The sequence below is a fragment of the Evansella sp. AB-P1 genome, from assembly GCF_029688925.1.
GTDB lineage: Bacteria > Bacillota > Bacilli > Bacillales > Salisediminibacteriaceae > Evansella.
Genome location: NZ_JARUKY010000005.1, coordinates 212,524 through 231,129 on the forward strand (window position 1 = coordinate 212,524; position 18,606 = coordinate 231,129).

Here is an 18,606-nt window from a genome sequence, read left to right on the forward strand (position 1 = left end):
TTTATCCTGTAAAGAATAAATGGGCTTTTGTATTAAAAACATTAAGGTCAAATTAGAATAGGATAATTTTAGAGGGTGTGGTGATGGTGTCTAAACAAAACAATAATGAAAAAGCATTACAAACGATAAGTAATATTCATCGAAATCTTGCCATTATTACAGCAATCCTATTGTTAACTGGACAAATTACCATCATGGGGGTGTTTGTAACACCTCGTGGGTTTCGTGTAACCTTAGCTGGACCTATTACTGGCATAAGAAGAATTGAAAGTCCTACTGGGAATCCAATTGTTAATCTTGGGATAGACATTATAGATATTTTTATTGCAAAATTTTTACTTCTAGATCAATTTTCCGTAACAGGTAGTGCCTTGACACCTGAAGGATTTACAATAAATTGCGGTGGACCATTATTAGGTGTGCCGAGAGTAAAAGCAAAAATACCAAGAATTCAAAACTTGTTTAACGACTTAGATAATTTTAATAAATTAGTTTGTGACATCTTCAATATTGACCCAAGCGTTGCAAATAAATATAAAAAGAGGTGATTTTTATGGCCTTACATGATCTTCCCGTTTTAAAAAATACAAAAACTGGTGCTTTTATTATTGGCATTTCCATTATAATGTTTATTTACTTCTTTACAGACTTTAAAGATGAATAGTATCCATATATGTATTTAACTAATTAGAATCTACAACTAACTAAAAAAAGAGACGGGAATTCTCAGTTGATGAGAATTCCCGCTTTTATTTTCGATTAACATTTCATAGTTTATTAATCGTTGAAAAAATTATACTACTTCTTTTTCTCTACGACCTCTGTAAAGGTAGAAGGCCATTCCTGCAATGATTAGTGCAAGTCCGATAAGTAGGAAGTTGTACATGTTAGTTGCTGTATCTGGCAACTCATCCCCATCTTCCTCAGATTTTTTATCTCCATCAGAATCTTTTGCATCATCATCGTCTTTTGAAGAGTCATCACCTTTCGTATCGCCATCAGAAGAATCGTCACCGTTTGTATCGGATCCGTTGTCTCCGTCAGTTGAACCATCACCGTTGTCGTCTCCGTCAGATGAGTCGTCTCCAGGTGTGTCATCACCATCATCGATAGTAGCTGCTAATTCATCAAATGCTCTTTGTAATTCAGCAAGCTGATTCATTAAGTCAGTAATGATGATTAATAAATCAGCATTATCTGCTTCAAGACTTGCATAAGCAGCTTGAAGGTTTTGAAGTGCAGCTTCAAGTGCAGCTAGTTCAGAAGAATGAGTATCTTTGAGATCATTGATTTGCTGCTCTAGCCCATCAATTTGTTGTTGTAGCTCATGTCTAAGCTTTTCAAGTTCATCAACTTCCATTACTGTGTACATACTGAAATGAGTTGCAGGATAGTAGAAAATACCACCTTCATAATATCCGCCTACTCTTTCTTCCCACTCATCACCATTGAAGTAGAATACTTTCAAATCGTTTACATTTGTAACATCACTTACGATTTCAAATTCTAAAACAACTGGATTTTCAGAGTCAAATTCCATTTTACTAGAATTTTCAAGAACTGTGAAATCATAAACTTTACTTCTTAGCTCAGTAGCAATTGGAAGACTATCAGCATCAACTTCTACACTATCGATACTAATAGAACTATCTCCATCACCAGTAAATGCTGAGAATGGTAAATTAAATGTTAACCCTGGTTTTGTTATTTGTAATGAAGCATTTCTTAATTTTAGTATTTCTATTTGTCCCTGTGAGAAATAGAAGTTTGTTACTTCCATATCAGGAATAATTAATACTCCATCTTGTGCTACATTATAAACTTCATTAGTAGAGATAGTAGCAACTCCATCTTCCCCTACTATAGGTTGAGCTGTTACTTCATCTACTTCTACTGGCGTAGGATACTCAGACTCAAAATATCTATCCCATACATTCGTCCAGTTAGTAACTCCATTTGCAGTTTCTTCCTCAATTAGAGTTAGAATTGTATTCATTGTTTCCAAACCAGCTAGACCTTCTAAATTTGGTGCTTCACCTGATGCATTAACAGTTTCTGTACCGTTAAATAAGTAATTAGTATCAGATGCTAAATTAGATGGATAGCTATCACTATTTCCTGATCCAGTTTGGATTGAAATGAACCCATCAAGTGTAAAATCATGTGTTACACCAGAATATACACTTAGACCTAAGTTACGGTTATTATCTATTGCAACATTATCACCGGTCACAATTAACCCTGGGTTACTGTTATTACTGAAGCCAGTATTTCCATTCCCCCATGCAACACTGTCTCGAATAACATGTGGAACATGGATTCCTTCTCCACCCATCTTAAATCCGTTTTTATCTCCTCCTCCAACAGTTCCGTCTGTTAACGTACCATTATCAAAGGCAATATTATTTTCAAAGATTACTGTTCCAATAGGACCCGTACCAAGCTTTGCATATAAATCATAACCATCATCCACATTGTTATGTGCAATATTTCCTATAAGAACGTTTCCTTCACCTACTGTAAGCTTAATAGCAAATCCGTCTGCATTATTTTCAGCAGGATCTCGGTTATCGAATGAAACATTGTTTAATAGTAAGTTATGAGATGGCCAATCTTCAATACTATTAGCACCATCTAATCGGCTAATTTGTATTCCAGAATCTCCATTTTCATAGAATCTTGAATTTTCAACAATGTTATGGTTACCACCAATGTGGTATCCTTTACGGTTACCACCCGCACGTGCAAAGTCAATACCCTTCACATGCCAGTAATCTCCTTGGTGAAGCATTCCATCATGTCTACGATCAAAGTCAAACACAGGTCTTGCTCCTGGTTCTGCAAAGAGATACTTCATTGCATCTGGTCTACCATCATTATACGGTCTAATACGAAGGGCACCATCACGTAAATAGTAACCATCCTTAACTATAATTTTTTGTCCAGGCATAACATAATCAATTGCTGTATCAATATCTAGTTCATTATTGTAAGTCCCAGTTCCGTTACTTGTACCCTCAGGTGATACATATAGATTTCCAGTACCATTTCGGAAAATCTTATTCGTAACTGTAAAGTTTCTTACAATTCGATCATAAGAAGTTAAATACTGTGTATCATCTGGTAAATAAGTAATACTAAAGTTTGTAGTACTATTTGCATTTAATGAAGATTGAACTGGGAAGATATCTCCAGCTTCTACTTCAACATTTTCTGCAATATAGTCCATTCCTTGTCTTACTGATACAACACCATCTGCATTTGCTCTTAACAATAAATCGTATTCAGTTAAAGGTGTTTTTTCAAGAGATAAAATACTGAAATTTGGTGTAACTGCTTCTGATGGCGGATAAACTCTTGGAGCATCCGTTGCTGCTGCAGTTACATTAAATTCGATGTTGCTTACTTCTATAATTGCTTCACGAGCAACATAAAAACCAATATACATTTTATCATCTTGAACATTTAAGATTTCTGGCTCAAAGATGATATCTTCATATACATTTACTCCATCATTTAGAGTTCCTACAAAACCACTATTTGTTTTAGCAAGAGTCAAACGATAAGTTTGTTCAGGGTATGTGTTGTCAATTGAAGGACGTTCTTCCTTCAACATTCTACTTGTTCTACCTTGACTCCCCTCGCCATCTGGAGCTAATACACCAGTCCTAGCGAATACCTGAGTTCCATTAGGCTCTCTCGTTCCCCCTGAAAATCCACCGACAGCAGCGAAATTTGAGGAGAATACACTAGAATCATTAGGTGCTCCGTTAGCATCTCGCGCCATAATACCGAAAGACTCTTGACCATCATGAGGCGTTTTTGCATAATGAATTACTTTAAAATCTGCAGACAATTCAAAGTTATTTTCCGCAGCGTCAAGTTCAGTATAATAATAAGTAATTCCATCATGGTCATCTGTAATTTTCCCTGCATTTGCTCCAGGAGTTGCCTCTAGATAAATAGTACCATCTTCATATTTATCCCACTTATTTCTGTTAGTTCCAATAGATTGTCCGAATCTAATAAAATCAAATTCATGATCAACTTCTTCTCGAACTGTTACATTATAAGAAATTGCATCAATATCATTAATACCAGGCTTGATAACAATTTCATAAGTACCAACCGCTGAACTATCAAAAGAAGATGAATCTACTGAATAATTGTCCTCTGAAAAGATATCCACATCTCCATTGTCATACACTTGTGATACTTCTAAACCATCCTTATTGAAAGCGTCTCCAATAAAGAATGTTGTTTGAGGATAATTAGTTATTGTAAGAGTTTCAAGTTCTCTTTCCTTTACATTAAGAGGAAGAACTACTTCAATACCCTTATGAGTAATAATAACTTCTTTATCTCCTGCAGTAGACGTATCTAATCCAGAATCAGTGAATTCATTACTCATTAATCTCACTTCAGATCCATCATCATAAATTGCATATACTACAATTCCAGAAAGATCTAACTCATCACCAAGGAAATACTGTTCTTTTGCTGGTGGTGTTCTTATTTCTAATTCGGAAATAAGAGCTTCTCCCACTTCAACTTCAAAGTTTGTTACAACATCAGGAAAGTCAATATGACTCACTTCAACAATCTTAGTTCCTGATTCATTAAAAACAAACTCAGCGTCTAATTCAACTCCATCTATGGCAAAGTTGAAAGAATCACTTGATAATACAGCATAAGTAAACCCTTCATTATATTCAGCAACAACTTCTAAACCTTCAGGGTCAAAACTATCACCAATAAAATATTCTGTTTTAGCAGGGAAATATTGTATTTCTAAACTTGTAATGTTTAGAGCAACAATTTCTAATTCAATAGTTGCTGTAGAGCCTCTAAAGTTAATTGTAATAGTGTTAGTGCCTACTTCACTGCTATCAAAACCAGTAACAATATAATCTTCTTCTGAAATTACTGATTCTGTACCGTCAGAATATTTAGCACTTACAACTAAACCAGTAAGGTCTAAAGCTTCACCAACTAAGAACTCAGTATTCATTTCTGAGGAATCTACCTCTAAAGATTCTACTGTTGTCGTATCTACCGTAATGTCATAGTTACTAAAAGTAACATCTGCACCACGAGCTACATATAGTCCAGCAAAAATGGAATCTGTAAATATATTTTCATCTTCAGGTTCTATAATTCTTGTTTCACCATTAAGGTTTACAACATACGAATTACCAGCTTTACTAATTGATAAATCATACACATCACCGATAATTGGATTATCAGTTTCTATAGGTACTTTAGTTAATGACCTTGTACTTTCTGCAGGATTGAAAAATTCCTTATAGAATGCTTTAAAGCCATCTCCATTATTCATATCAAGTGCACCTAGAGATACATAGTTTGCTTCGTGACCACCTGAAGCTCCGTGAGCTCCAACTTCATCCCTGAGCATTAAACCAAATGAAACTTGATTGTTACTACTATTCATACTATTAATTTCTAATTGGGTACTAATTTCAAAGTTTGCATCAACTGGAACTTCTTTATAATAATATGAAATTCCATCTACATTACTTGAAATCTTTCCACCGTCTGCTACGATTCTTATAGAATTTTCGTCAGGAAAAGTAGGATCAAAGTTTCTTAATTCAATATTAGTATTGTCACCAAAAGCACTAAATTCCCAATCTCCAAGCTCAACCTGTCCTTCAACATTTAGACTAACATCACTAAAAGTTACAGTAGCATTTCTTGCCACGAATAATCCAGCGTAATTAAGTTCACCAGAGTAATCTTGAAGTACTTCTGTTTCACCGTCTACAGTTAACTGGAATAAATTACCTACCTTTCGGATTGTTAATTCATATTCTTCATCAATAACAATTTCTCCGAAGGCTAGATCTTCAGGCCACTGGTAACCAGATGTACCTTCTCTATAAAAGCCTCTTACTTCTTGACGCAAACCACCTAAAGCAACATATTCACCTTGAAAACCACCTTCACGCCCATCCATAACATTACTTCGAAGCATGAGACCAAAAGCAGTTTGGTTATTATCTACAACCATTTGTTCAACATGAACCGTTGCACTTAATTCAAAGTTTGCATCAGGATCTACATCTTTATAGTAATAAATTAACCCTTCATCATTTCCAGCAATCTTACCACGATTATTTGATACTCTCATATGAACTGTATCATCTTCGTTTTCCGTGATTTCAAAGTTGTCAAGAATAATATCATTCGTACCAATATCACCCATGACACTTCCTTGCCAGTCACTAGAAATATTTACTACTGGTAATTCTTCCTCTTCATCATCGACCGCCACATCTGCAGCTAAAACAGTTAAATTCATATTCGATAGTAATAAGAGAACTGTCATCATTATTGCGAAAAATCTTTTATGCTTCCTCATATAATCCTCCTCTTTTTCTAATCTACTATGAAGTTGTTAGTATAAAGAATAAGTAGTAATCTAGTAACCTCCCTTCTAAAATAGTTTTCCTCAAAATTAATATTTGAGAGTATATGTTTCATCACAATCTATTAAGTCCTTGTTAATAGATATGATGTTGAAACCTATTTACATAACATTTATCGGAGTAAAAAGGTAGATTTAATCGGAATTATGAATAATTTATACCCTTTGAAATTAGGCAGATTTTAGACATAACAAATAAACCATCTACATTAACGAACTTGTATAATTATTCGATTATAAGTAATAAATACATTAGTAAATAAGGGTTGAAAAAGTAGTAATTGAATAATAAAAAGTAGTAATTTATTCATTCATTTTTGTGTGAGGTTCCTAGATGACTGTTTGGAGTTGCTGCTACCAATTCACTTTAACGTTGTTTAAATGAACTGACAAACAACAAAAAATTGAGAATGGAGGCAATATGCTTCACGTCTATTAATTTAGTCTAATAGACAAGTTGCATAAAGTATATTGAATTACTGAAGAAATTAATCAAATATGTAAATTTATAATCTTTCACTTATTGAATACTAACAACGTTGTCAGATTCAATTTAATTGTAAACGTTTACAACATGGGTGTCAATTAAATTTTCGCAAATTTTGTGTCATAAAATCAAAATATAGGATAAATTAGACTTGAATAGGAAATAAAATTTGTAATTACATAAAATTATGATAATTTACTAGTAATATGGACTTATGAATTCTACAAAATAATCAAATTTCATATTGAAAAGGCGTGAATTCTCAACATAGAGAATTCACGCCTCGATTTTTAATAATAATCTATTTAAGACTATTATTTTATAATATTAAACTAATTCCTTTTCTCTACGACCACGATAGAAGTAGAATGCCAATCCTACAATGATTAACGCTAGACCGATGAGTAAGAAGTTATACATATTCGTTGCTGTATCAGGAAGCTCATCTTCTTCATCCGTTCCTTTAGAAGAATCTCCTTCTCCATCTTTAGAGTCTTCATCATCTTTTGATGAGTCATCACCTTTTACATCATCATCGTCTTCTTTTGATTGATCATCTCCTCCATTTGACGTATCACCATTATCATCACTTGGAGAGTCATCACCCTCTTCTAAACTTGCTGCTAGTTCATCAAATGCCTCTTGTAATTCTCTAAGATCATTTTCTAATTCAGAAACACGATCTTCTAAATCTTCGTTTTCTAATTCAAGATTCGCATAGGCATTTTCTAGTTGCTGAAGTTGAGCTGTTAAGCTAGCAAGTTCAGCTGAATGACTAGCTTCAAGGTCTTCGATTTGATCTCTTAAATCGTTAATTTGCTGTTCTAATTCTCTTCTAAGAATTTCAGCTTCATTAACTTCCATTACAGTATACATACTAAAGTGAGTTGCAGGATATGAGAATACACCATTACTAAACGTACCTCCATCCTTTTCTTTCCACTCATTTGTATTACTATTGTAATAGAAAACTCTTAAATTATCTGGGTTAGATACATTCTCTGTATCTACTTCGAATTCCAGTAAAACTGGGTCATTTTCAAAATTACCAGTAAGACTAAATTCATAAACGGAACTTACTAAATCAGAGTAATCTGGTGTTGGAGTATTCGAAAGATCTTCCACCTCATTTATCGTAATATCTTCCGTCAACACCGCTGCTGGTACTCTTGCTTGTAATCCTGGTCTAGCAAGTTGAACACTTACGTTCTTTTCTTGTAACATTTCAATCTGTTCAACTGTAAATGAGAATGTTGATACATTTAAGTCTTGAACATTAATAGTAAGTACTCCGTCTCTACCTACTGTATCAATACTATCATTTGAGATAGTTACTGTGTCGCCATCAACTTCAAGATCAGCTTCCACAGGATATTCAGAAGCATAATATCTATCCCATACATTTGTCCAGTTTGTATCTCCATTTTCGTCTGTTTCTTCTTCAATAAGAGCAAGAACTTTATTCATTGTCTTATAACCTGTGTGGTTTGTATAATCGATTTCTTCACCAGAAACATTCACAGTTTGAGTACCATCGTATAAATAGTTGCTATCTGACGCTAAATCAGATGGATAACTATCACTTGAACTTCCTTCTTCCGTCTGGATTGAAACGAAATCTTCTAAGGTGAAGTCGTGCGTTACACCTGTATATACATTCAATCCTAGGTTAGTGTTATTATTGTACGCAAAATTGTCACCTTTAACGATTAAACCAGGATTACTATTGTTCGTGAATCCAGTATTCCCATTATTCCATGCAACACTGTTATGGATTTCATGAGGTACATGAATACCTTCTCCACCCATCTTGAATCCATTCTTATCTCCGCCTCCAATAGTTCCGTCTGTTAACGTACCATTATCAAAGGCAAGATTATCTTTAAAAATAACTGTTCCAATTGGTCCTGTACCTAGCTTTGCATATAAGTCATATCCATCGTCAACGTTATTATGCGCAACGTTACCGATCAGCTTATTTCCTTCCCCTACCGTTAGCTTTATCGCAAAACCATCAGCATTATTTTCAGCAGGGTCTTGGTTGTCGAATGATACATTGTTAAGAAGTAAGTTATGAGACGGCCAATCTTCAATATTATTAGCACCATCTAGACGGCTAATTTGAATACCAGAATCTCCGTTCTCATAAAATCTTGAATTTTCAACAATATTATGGTTACCACCGATGTGATACCCTTTTCGGTTACCACCTGCACGGGCAAAGTCAAGACCTTTTACATGCCAGTAGTCCCCTTGGTGTAACATACCATGATGTCTATTATCGAAGTCAAACACTGGTCTAGCTCCAGGCTCTGCAACAAGATATTTCATTGCATCAGGAGTACCATCGTTATACGTTCTAATGCGTAAAGCATCTTCACGTAAATAGTGTCCATCTTTGACTACAATTGTTTGACCAGGCATTACATAATCGATCGCCGTGTCAATGTCTAACTCATCGTCATATGCACCTGTAGCAGCACTCGTACCTTCAGGTGATACATAAATATCTTCCGTACCATCTCTTAAAATACGGTTTGTTACTGTAAAGTTTCTGATAATACGTTCGTATGATGTTAAATATTGTGTATCATCAGGTAAGAAGCTAATACTAAAGTTTGTATCACTGTTCGCATCAAGTGAAGTAGGAACAATGAATATTTCACCTTGTTCTACAGTTTCGTCACGTAAAATGACTTCTGTACCTTGTCTAACTGTAACGACACCGTCAGCATTTGATTGCACTTTTAAGTCATAATTAGTTAATGGTGTCTTATCAAGAGATAATACATTGAAATTTGGTGAAATAGCTTCTGCAGGAGGATCAACTCTTGGAGCATCTGTCTCCGCATCCGTTACAGTAAGTTCATAATTACTTACTTCGATTGTTGCTTCACGAGCAACATAGAAACCAACGTACATCGTATCATCTTGAACATTTAAGATTTCAGGTTCAAAGATAATGTCTTCATAAACATTTTCTCCATCATCTAATTTTCCAACAAACCCACTATTTGTTTTTGAAAGTGTTAAATGGTAAGTTTCTTCTGGATATGTGTTCTCAATAGAAGGTCTTTCTTCCTTCAACATTCTACTCGTTCTACCTTCACTACCTTCACCATCTGGAGACATTACACCAGTTCTTACAAATAGCTGTGTACCATTAGCGTTCCCTGTTCCACCAGAAAAACCACCTACTGCAGCAATATTCGAAGAGAATACACTTGAATCCCATGGTTCACCTATTGCATCTCTTGCCATAATACCAAATGATTCTTGTCCATCATGTGGAGTTTTAGCATAATGTTCAACGTGAATATCTGCAGATAATTCAAAGTTATCAGCTTCTGCATCAATTTCAGTGTAGTAGAATACAATTCCGTCGTGGTCACCAGTAATCTTACCAGCATTCTCGCCTTCAAACGCTTCTAGACGAATTGCACCCTCCTCTGTTACTGAATAGCTATTTCTATTTTCACCAATAGACTGACCAAACACGATGAAATCAAATTCATTAACTGCTTCTTCTCGCACTGTAACAGCAAATGAGATAGGGTCAATATCAGAAGAATCAGGAACTATTTCAATGTCATATGTTCCTGTTTGCGTATTGTCAAAGGCATCAGAATTAACTTCATAGTCATCTTCAGAGAATAATTCTACATCTTCATTATCATAAAGCTTTGAAACTTCAAGTCCTTCCGCACTAAATTCATCCCCTACATAGAATGTAGTTGTTGGGAATTCCGAAACGAAAAGTGTTTCTAATTCTCTTTCTTTAACATTTAATGTGAGAATAGCTTCTACACCTTTATGAGTAATAACAACATCTTTATCACCAGCGGTTTCTGTATCTAAATCAGACACATCATACTGATCTGGTACTAGTCTTACCTCAGAACCGTCATCATAAATTGCATAGACAACCATTCCAGAAAGATCTAGTTCATCTCCTAAGAAATATTGTTCTTTTGCAGGAGTAGTTCGAATTTCTACTTCAGTTAACTCAGCATCTGCTACTTCTACTTCAAATGTTGCTACAACACCTTCTGCAGAATTGTCAGCTAAAATAGAAACTGTTTTTGTTCCTGGGCTTGTGAATACATAGTCTTCCTCTACAGGTTCACCATCGATTTCAAAGCTGTATACATCACTGGATAGCTCTCCACTATCAAATCCATCATTGTATTCAGCAATAACGACTAAACCTTGTGGATCAAATTTATCCCCGATAAAGTACTCTGTGTTTGCAGGGAAATAACGGATACTTAAATCAGTTACAGTTAAATCTACAATTTCTACATCAAATGTTGTACTTACACCGCTATAGTTTAATGTAATCGTGTTTGTTCCTAATTCACTGCTGTCAAAGCCAGTTACGATCACATCGTCAGCAGAAATTTCAGTTTCTCCCCCATCAGAGAATAAAGCGGTTACAGAAATGCCATCTAAATTTAATTGTTCACCGATTAAATACTCCGATTGCATTCCATCAGTATTTACTTGTAATTCCTCTACTGTTCTAGTATCCACATTAATTTCAAAATCACTGAAAGTAACTTTTGCATCACGGGATACAAATAAACCAGCACTCACTTCATCAGTAAATAAGTCTTCTAATGTAACCGTCTCACTTTCACCATTTGAAGTGACTACATATGTGTCGCCTGACTTTTGAATAGATAACTCATACTCTTCACCAGTTGAAGGGTGTGAGAAAGCATCAAGTTGTTGACGACTAGGTACTCCATCATGGTTATAGTAACCTCTCATGTCTTCACGGTCCCCGCCCACAGCTATGTAATTTGCTGTTTGTGTAGAGCCGTCTCCATGTTCACCAACTTCATCTCGTAACATTAAACCAAATGAAACTTGGCTCGCACCTGTATATCTTTCTACTGTTGCTATTGTGTTAATTTCAAAGTTTGCATCAGCTGGTATATCTTTGTAATAGAAGGAAATACCTTCGTTATCACTAGCAATCTTACCACCTGAAGCATCGATTGTAACTGAACCGTCTTCATTTTCTATTGGATCAGGATTTCTTACTGGATCACTATCAATACTAGCATTTTCACCAAATGCACTGAATTCCCAGTCGCCAAGATCAATTTGACCTTCAACACTGAAGTTAACATCACTATAAGTAACTGTTGCATTTCTTACAGCAATTAAACCAGCATAGTTGATTTCACCTTCATAGTCATCGATAACCTCTGTTTCACCATCAACAGTTAATTCAAAGATATCTCCAACTTTTCGAATACTAATATCATATTCTTCGCCAACTACAACATCATCAAAAGCTAACTCATCAGGATAAACATAACCGTCATCATGTAATTTGTGGAACCCTCTAACCTCTTGGCGAAGTCCACCTAGTGCTACATAATCACCAGTAAAACTATCCATTTCAAATGGATAACGATTGTGCTCTTCTACTGCATTACTTCTAAGCATGATACCAAAAGCAGTTTGGTTATTATCTGTTACCATGCTTTCTACTTTTGCAGTGGCACTAATCTCAAAGTTCGCATCTGGATCCACTTCCTGGAAATAATATACAAACGCTTCATCACCACTTGCGATTTGTCCTCGGTTACCCGTAACACGCATGGTAACGTCACCATTATCATCTTCAGTTATTTCAAAACTATCATAATCAAAATTATTCGTCCCAACATTACCATGAATCGCACCAGTCCAGTCACTATCTTCTGGAATCTGATTAACTTCAGTACGTTCGTCCGTCTCATCACTATTCTCACCATCATCAGCGAAAACAGTTAAATTCATCGGAGAAATTAGTAATAGAATGGACATTACTATTGCGAATACATTCTTATGTTTCCTCATCAAATCCTCCTCTTTTTAGTAAATAGTTACTAATTTGAAGTTTTTAGTTTGTTATGAGTTGTAAAAACTACAAGTTCCCTCCTTTCTGATACATTATTAATCTCTCAAAATATGTAATCAATTTTTGAGAGTCTATGTTTCACCGTGTTCTAAAAGGAGAACACGGATTGAAACCGATAACATTTCCCGGAAAAAACACAAAAATATGTAAAGCGGATAATCAATTAAACCTACTTTTTATATTAGTATACTTGGTTATATTACAAAGTTTGTGCAATTAAATTAATCCATTAAAACAATTTTAAGAAAACTAATATTATTCAAAAAAACAAAAGTTAAATAGTTAAAATTATTGTTCTTTGGAAAGACTGAAATAATTCAATAATTCTTTTAGAGCAGTTTTGGGATTTTGCTTGTGAAAACCGCTTGGCCAAAAACACCATTAAGTTTGATAAGCCATTGAAAAAACACACGCACAATACAGTTAAGAGGTATAACTGCTTGCGAATTGAACGTAGTTTATTAAACTATTTTCGTCAGTTGCACGTAACAAAAAATGTTTAACCTACGAAGGAAATGTCATTTATAAGAAGAGTTATAAAAGACATCGAATGAAAAAATTTGATGGAGTTGTTAGTTGTGAAAACGTTGTTATATATTCAATTATTATTGTAAACGGTTTCAAAAAAGGTGTCAATTACTTTTCTGAAATATTTGTCATTATGAAATGAAAATCATCTTAATAAGTTATAAAAAAGGGAGAAACCTCAATATATAATGAAGTTTCTCCCTTAATATTACTTTAATATTATCTTTGTGCTAGTTTTCTATTTCTTTCTCTTAAATAGAACATAATGCCTGCAAGTGCTAGAATTAATCCAATTAAAAGATAATTGTACATGCCTGTTGCTGTATCAGGAAGCTCGTCTCCGTTATTATCAGTTTCTTTTGTAGACTCGCTTTCCTCTTTTGATTCCTCTTCTTTAGCATCAGATTCTGTTGAAGATTCTTCTTCATTTGTTGCATCATCTTCTTTTGAAGAATCGTCTTTTGGTGTTTCACTATCACCATTATCAGAAACTGCTTGTTCTTCTAATGCTTTCTGAAGACTATTAATCATTTCTTCTAAATTAGTAATTTGACTTTCTAAATCATCATTTTCTGATTGAAGATTTGCATATGCTTGCTCAAGTTGTTGAAGTTGATTTTCAAGCTCTTCAATTTGAGCTGAATCCTCTAGTTCGGCGATTTGCGCTTCTAAATCTGCAATTTGGTTTTCTAAGTCTGTAACTTGACCTAGTAATTCCTCAAGCTGTATTTCAAAAGCTCTTTCATCTGCACCTTCTAAGAAATCAAAGTATACATCCCATACACCTAACCAGTCGATTTCACCATCTGGATTTCTATCGAATTCAGTGATAACTTCTAATGCTTGCATAATATCAAGAGGTAATTCTTCTCCAGCTTTATTGAATGATTCACCATTGTGAGAGAAGTAATTGTTATTTGCTTCAGCATCAGCTGGATATGCGTCTGAATACGTTCTTCCATCTGTATAGAAAGATAGGAATCCATCGATTGTAAAGTCTTCTTCAATACCAGAGTACGTTGTAAACTGAATGTTATTATCAGCATTGTTAAATGAGATATTATTTTCAGCAATTACACCTGGGTTACTGTTACTTGTGAAACCAGAGTCACCGTTCCCCCAAGCAATACTATTACGGATTGTATGTGGTGTGTGAATTCCTTCTCCACCAAGCTTAAATCCGTTCTTGTCACCTCCACCAACAGTACCATCTGTTAATGTACCGTTGTTAAACGCTAAGCTGTCTTCAATAATAACTTGTCCGATTGCACCTGTACCTACTTTTGCATATAAGTCAAAACCATCGTCTACGTTGTTATGAGCAATTACTCCTCGTAATACGTTACCTACACCTGCAGTAAGCTTAACAGCAAAACCGTCTGCATTATTTTCTGCTGGGTCCATATTATTAAATGAAACACTGTTTAGAATTAAGTTGTGTGAAGGCCAATCTTCAATATCCGTTAATGACGTATCTAATCGGCTTATTTGTAAACCAGAATCACCATTTTCATAGAACCTTGCGTTTTCTACGATGTTGTGGTTACCACCGATATGGTATCCTTTTCTATTACCGCCAGCACGTGTAAAATCCATACCTTTTACATGCCAGTAGTTCCCTTCATGTAACATTCCGTCATGTCTGTTTTGGAAGTCAAATACTGGGCGAGCACCCTCATCAGCAACCATATACTTCATTGCATCAGAAGTACCGTCATTAAAGTTACGAATACGCAGAGCATCGTCACGTAAATAGTGACCGTCTTTAACAATAATAGTTTGACCAGGCATTACAAAATCAATAGCTGTATCGATGTCTAGCTCGTTATCGAATGCACCAGTCGCAGAGCTAGTACCATCTGTTGATACGTATATATCACCTGTTCCATCTTGTAACACACGGTTTGTAACTGTAAAGTTTCGAATAATACGATTATACGAAGTTAAATATTGTGTGTCATCTGGTAAGAAGCTAATACTAAAGTTTGTATCACTGTTCGTATCTAATGTAGTTGGTACTGTGAACATTTCACCTTGTTGCACTGCTTCATCACGTAAGATAACTTCAGTCCCTTGTCTAACTGTAACAATACCGTCAGCATTTGCTCTCACCTTAAGGTCATAGTCAGTTAATGGTGTTTTATCAAGAGAGAACACATTAAAGTTTGGCGAAATTGCTTCAACTGGAGGTTCCACTCTAGGAGCATCCGTTGCAGCATCTGTTACTGTAAACTCAATATTATTTACTTCAATTGTTGCTTCACGTGCTACGTAGAATCCAACATAAATTTTGTCATCTTGAACGTTTAAGATTTCTGGTTCAAAAATCATGTCTTCAAAAACATTTTCACCATCGTAAAGTTTACCTGTATATCCACTGTTTGTTTTGCCAAGCGTTAAACGGTAAGTTTGATTTGGATACGTGTTCTCGATTGATGGTCTTTCAGGCTTAAGCATTGTGCTTGTTCTACCTTCACTTCCATCACCATCTGGAGATAATACTCCAGTTCTTACGAAAAGCTGAGTTCCGTTTGGTTCATTTGTACCACCAGAGTAACCACCAACAGCTGCGATATTACTTGAGAATACACCTGAATCCCAAGGATTCCCAATTGCATCTCGTGCCATAATACCAAAAGATTCTTGACCGTCATGAGGTGTCTTCGCATAATGCTCTACATGAATGTCTGCAGATAATTCAAAGTTGTCTTTATTTGCATCAATTTCAGTATAGTAGAATACAATACCATCGTGGTCACCAGTAATTTTACCAGCGTTTTGTCCTTCAAACGCTTCTAAACGAGCTGCCCCGTCTTCCGTATAACTATAATCATTTCTATTTTCAGAAATCGATTGACCAAATACGATAAAATCGAACTCATACTCAGTATCTTCACGAACCGTTACAGCATACGTAATTGTTTCGATATCAGAATTACTTGGCTTAATTTCAATGTCATAAGTTCCTACAGCTGCGCTATCAAATGCACTAGCATCAACAAAATAATTGTCATCTGTGAAGTATTCAACATCTTCATTGTCATAAAGCTTAGAAACTTCTAGTCCCTCTGAAGTAAACTCATCACCTACGTAAAAAGTTGTTTGAGGGTATTCAGAAACGATCAGCGTCTCTAATTCCCTTTCCTTCACGTTAAGTGTTAAAATAACCTCTGCGTCTTTATGAGTTATTGTTAGGTCTTTATCACCAGATGTTTCAGTATCTAAATCAGTTACTTCATATTCAGCTGGTACTAATCTAACTTCTGAGCCATCATCATAAATTGCATAAATAACGATTCCAGAAAGGTCTAACTCATCACCTAAGAAATATTGTTCTTTTGCTGGAGCCGTTCTAATTTCTAAACCAGTAAGTTCAGCATCTGCAACTTCTACTTCAAATGTTGCTTCGACACCTTCTGCAGAATTGTTAGCTAAAATTGAAACTATCTTTGTTCCAGGGCTAGTAAAAACATAATCTTCTTCTACAGTCTCCCCATCAATTTCAAAGCTGTATTGATCACTTGATAATTGTGCATTAGAGAACCCATCATTATATTCTGCATGAACGACTAAACCTTGTGGATCAAATTGATCACCAATAAAGTAGTCCGTTTTAGCAGGGAAATATTGAATGTTCAAGTCAGTAACTGTTAAGTCTACGATTTCTACATCGAATGTAGTACTTACACCACTAAAGTTAAGTGTAACCGTGTTTCTTCCTGTTTCACTACTGTCAAAGCCAGTAACGATCACATCATCAGCAGAAATTTCTGACTCTGATCCATCTGAGAATAGAGCATTTACAGAAATACCATCTAAGTTAATTAATTCACCAATCAAGTATTCTGTTTTCATATTTTCAGTATTTACATGAAGCTCATCTACTGTTCTAGCATCTACATTAATTTCATAGTTATTGAATGTAACAATTGCATCTCGTGCAACATATAAACCTACATAGATTTCATCGTTAAACATCTCTTCTAAGTCGATCGTTGTATTATCTCCATTTGCAGACAATACAAACGTATCACCGGACTTACGAATAGACAATTTCTGGTTTTCCATACTTGCTGGTTCAGAGAATGGATCAAGTCTTTGAATCTCACCATCTTGATTGTTATAGAAACCAATCATATCTTCTCTGTTAGCACCTACAGCTATATAATTTGCTGTTTGATTTGCATTATCACCATGTTCACCAATTTCATCTCTTAGCATTAAACCATAAGAGACTTGGCTCTCTCCAGTGTATCTTTCTACAAGAGCATCTGTAACAATTTCAAAATTCATATCTGCTGGAACTTTTTTGTAAAAATAAGAAATACCCTCATCATTACTAGCAATTTTCCCACCAAAAGCTTCAATTGTAACAGAACCATCTTCATTTACTAATGGATCAGGATTTCTAACTGGATCTTCAATACTAGTATTTTCTCCAAACGCACTGAACTCCCAATCGCCTAAGTCAATTTGACCTTCAACACTGAAATTAACATCACTATAAGTAACTGTTGCATTCCTTACAGCAATTAAACCTGCATAATTAATTTCACCTTCGTAGTCATCGATAACCTTTGTTTCACCGTCAACCGTCAGTTTGAAAATATCTCCGTCTTTACGGATGCTTAAATCATACTCTTCGCCAACAACAAGATCATCAAAGCCTAATTCTTCAGGCCAAACATAATTGGAATCTGCTAGTTTATGGAACCCTCTAACCTCTTGTCGGAGTCCACCTAAAGCCAAATAGTCACCTGTAAAAGAATCCATTTCAAATGGATAACGATTATGCACTTCAACCGCATTGCTTCTAAGCATAATACCAAAAGCTGCTTGGTTATTATCCGTAGTCATTTGATCTACTGTTGCAGTTGCACTTATTTCAAAGTTCGCATTAGGATCTACTTCTTGAAAGTAATATAGAAACGCTTCATTACTACTAGCTATTTGTCCACGGTTACCCGTAACACGCATAGTAACGTCACCATTTTCATCTTCAGTTATTTCAAATGAATCATAATCGAAATTATTTGTTCCTACATTCCCATGAATTGCACCTGTCCAGTCACTATCTTCTGGAATCTGGTTAACTTCTGTACGTTCGTCCGTTTCATCACCATTGACTCCATCTTCAGCAAAAACAGTTAAATTCATTGGAGAAATAAGTAATAGTAAGGACATTACTATTGCAAATAGACTTTTATTTTTCCTCATCGAATCCTC

Annotated in this window: 4 protein-coding genes; 1 reads left to right on the forward strand and 3 read right to left on the reverse strand. The window is 35.2% G+C overall.

Going from position 1 to position 18,606, the window contains the following annotated elements; genetic code table 11:
* Positions 1-86: 86 nt before the first annotated feature.
* Positions 87-548, forward strand: a complete 462-nt coding sequence (locus QA612_RS07045; protein ID WP_278283073.1) for a hypothetical protein — start codon at positions 87-89, stop codon at positions 546-548.
* A 245-nt stretch (positions 549-793) separates the two neighbouring features.
* On the opposite strand, the gene QA612_RS07050 is transcribed toward QA612_RS07045, so the two are convergent.
* From QA612_RS07050 to QA612_RS07060, 3 genes are all read right to left on the reverse strand, one after another.
* Entirely contained in the window at positions 794-6,382 is a 5,589-nt protein-coding gene (locus QA612_RS07050) for a bacterial Ig-like domain-containing protein (protein ID WP_278283074.1), read from the reverse strand.
* Between the two features lie 880 nt (positions 6,383-7,262).
* Positions 7,263-12,791: a bacterial Ig-like domain-containing protein gene (locus tag QA612_RS07055; RefSeq protein ID WP_278283075.1), complete on the reverse strand. Its 5,529-nt coding sequence runs from the start codon at positions 12,789-12,791 to the stop codon at positions 7,263-7,265.
* Between the two features lie 808 nt (positions 12,792-13,599).
* Positions 13,600-18,597, reverse strand: coding sequence for a bacterial Ig-like domain-containing protein (locus tag QA612_RS07060; protein WP_278283076.1), 4,998 nt, complete (start codon positions 18,595-18,597; stop codon positions 13,600-13,602).
* Between the last annotated feature and the right edge of the window lie 9 nt (positions 18,598-18,606).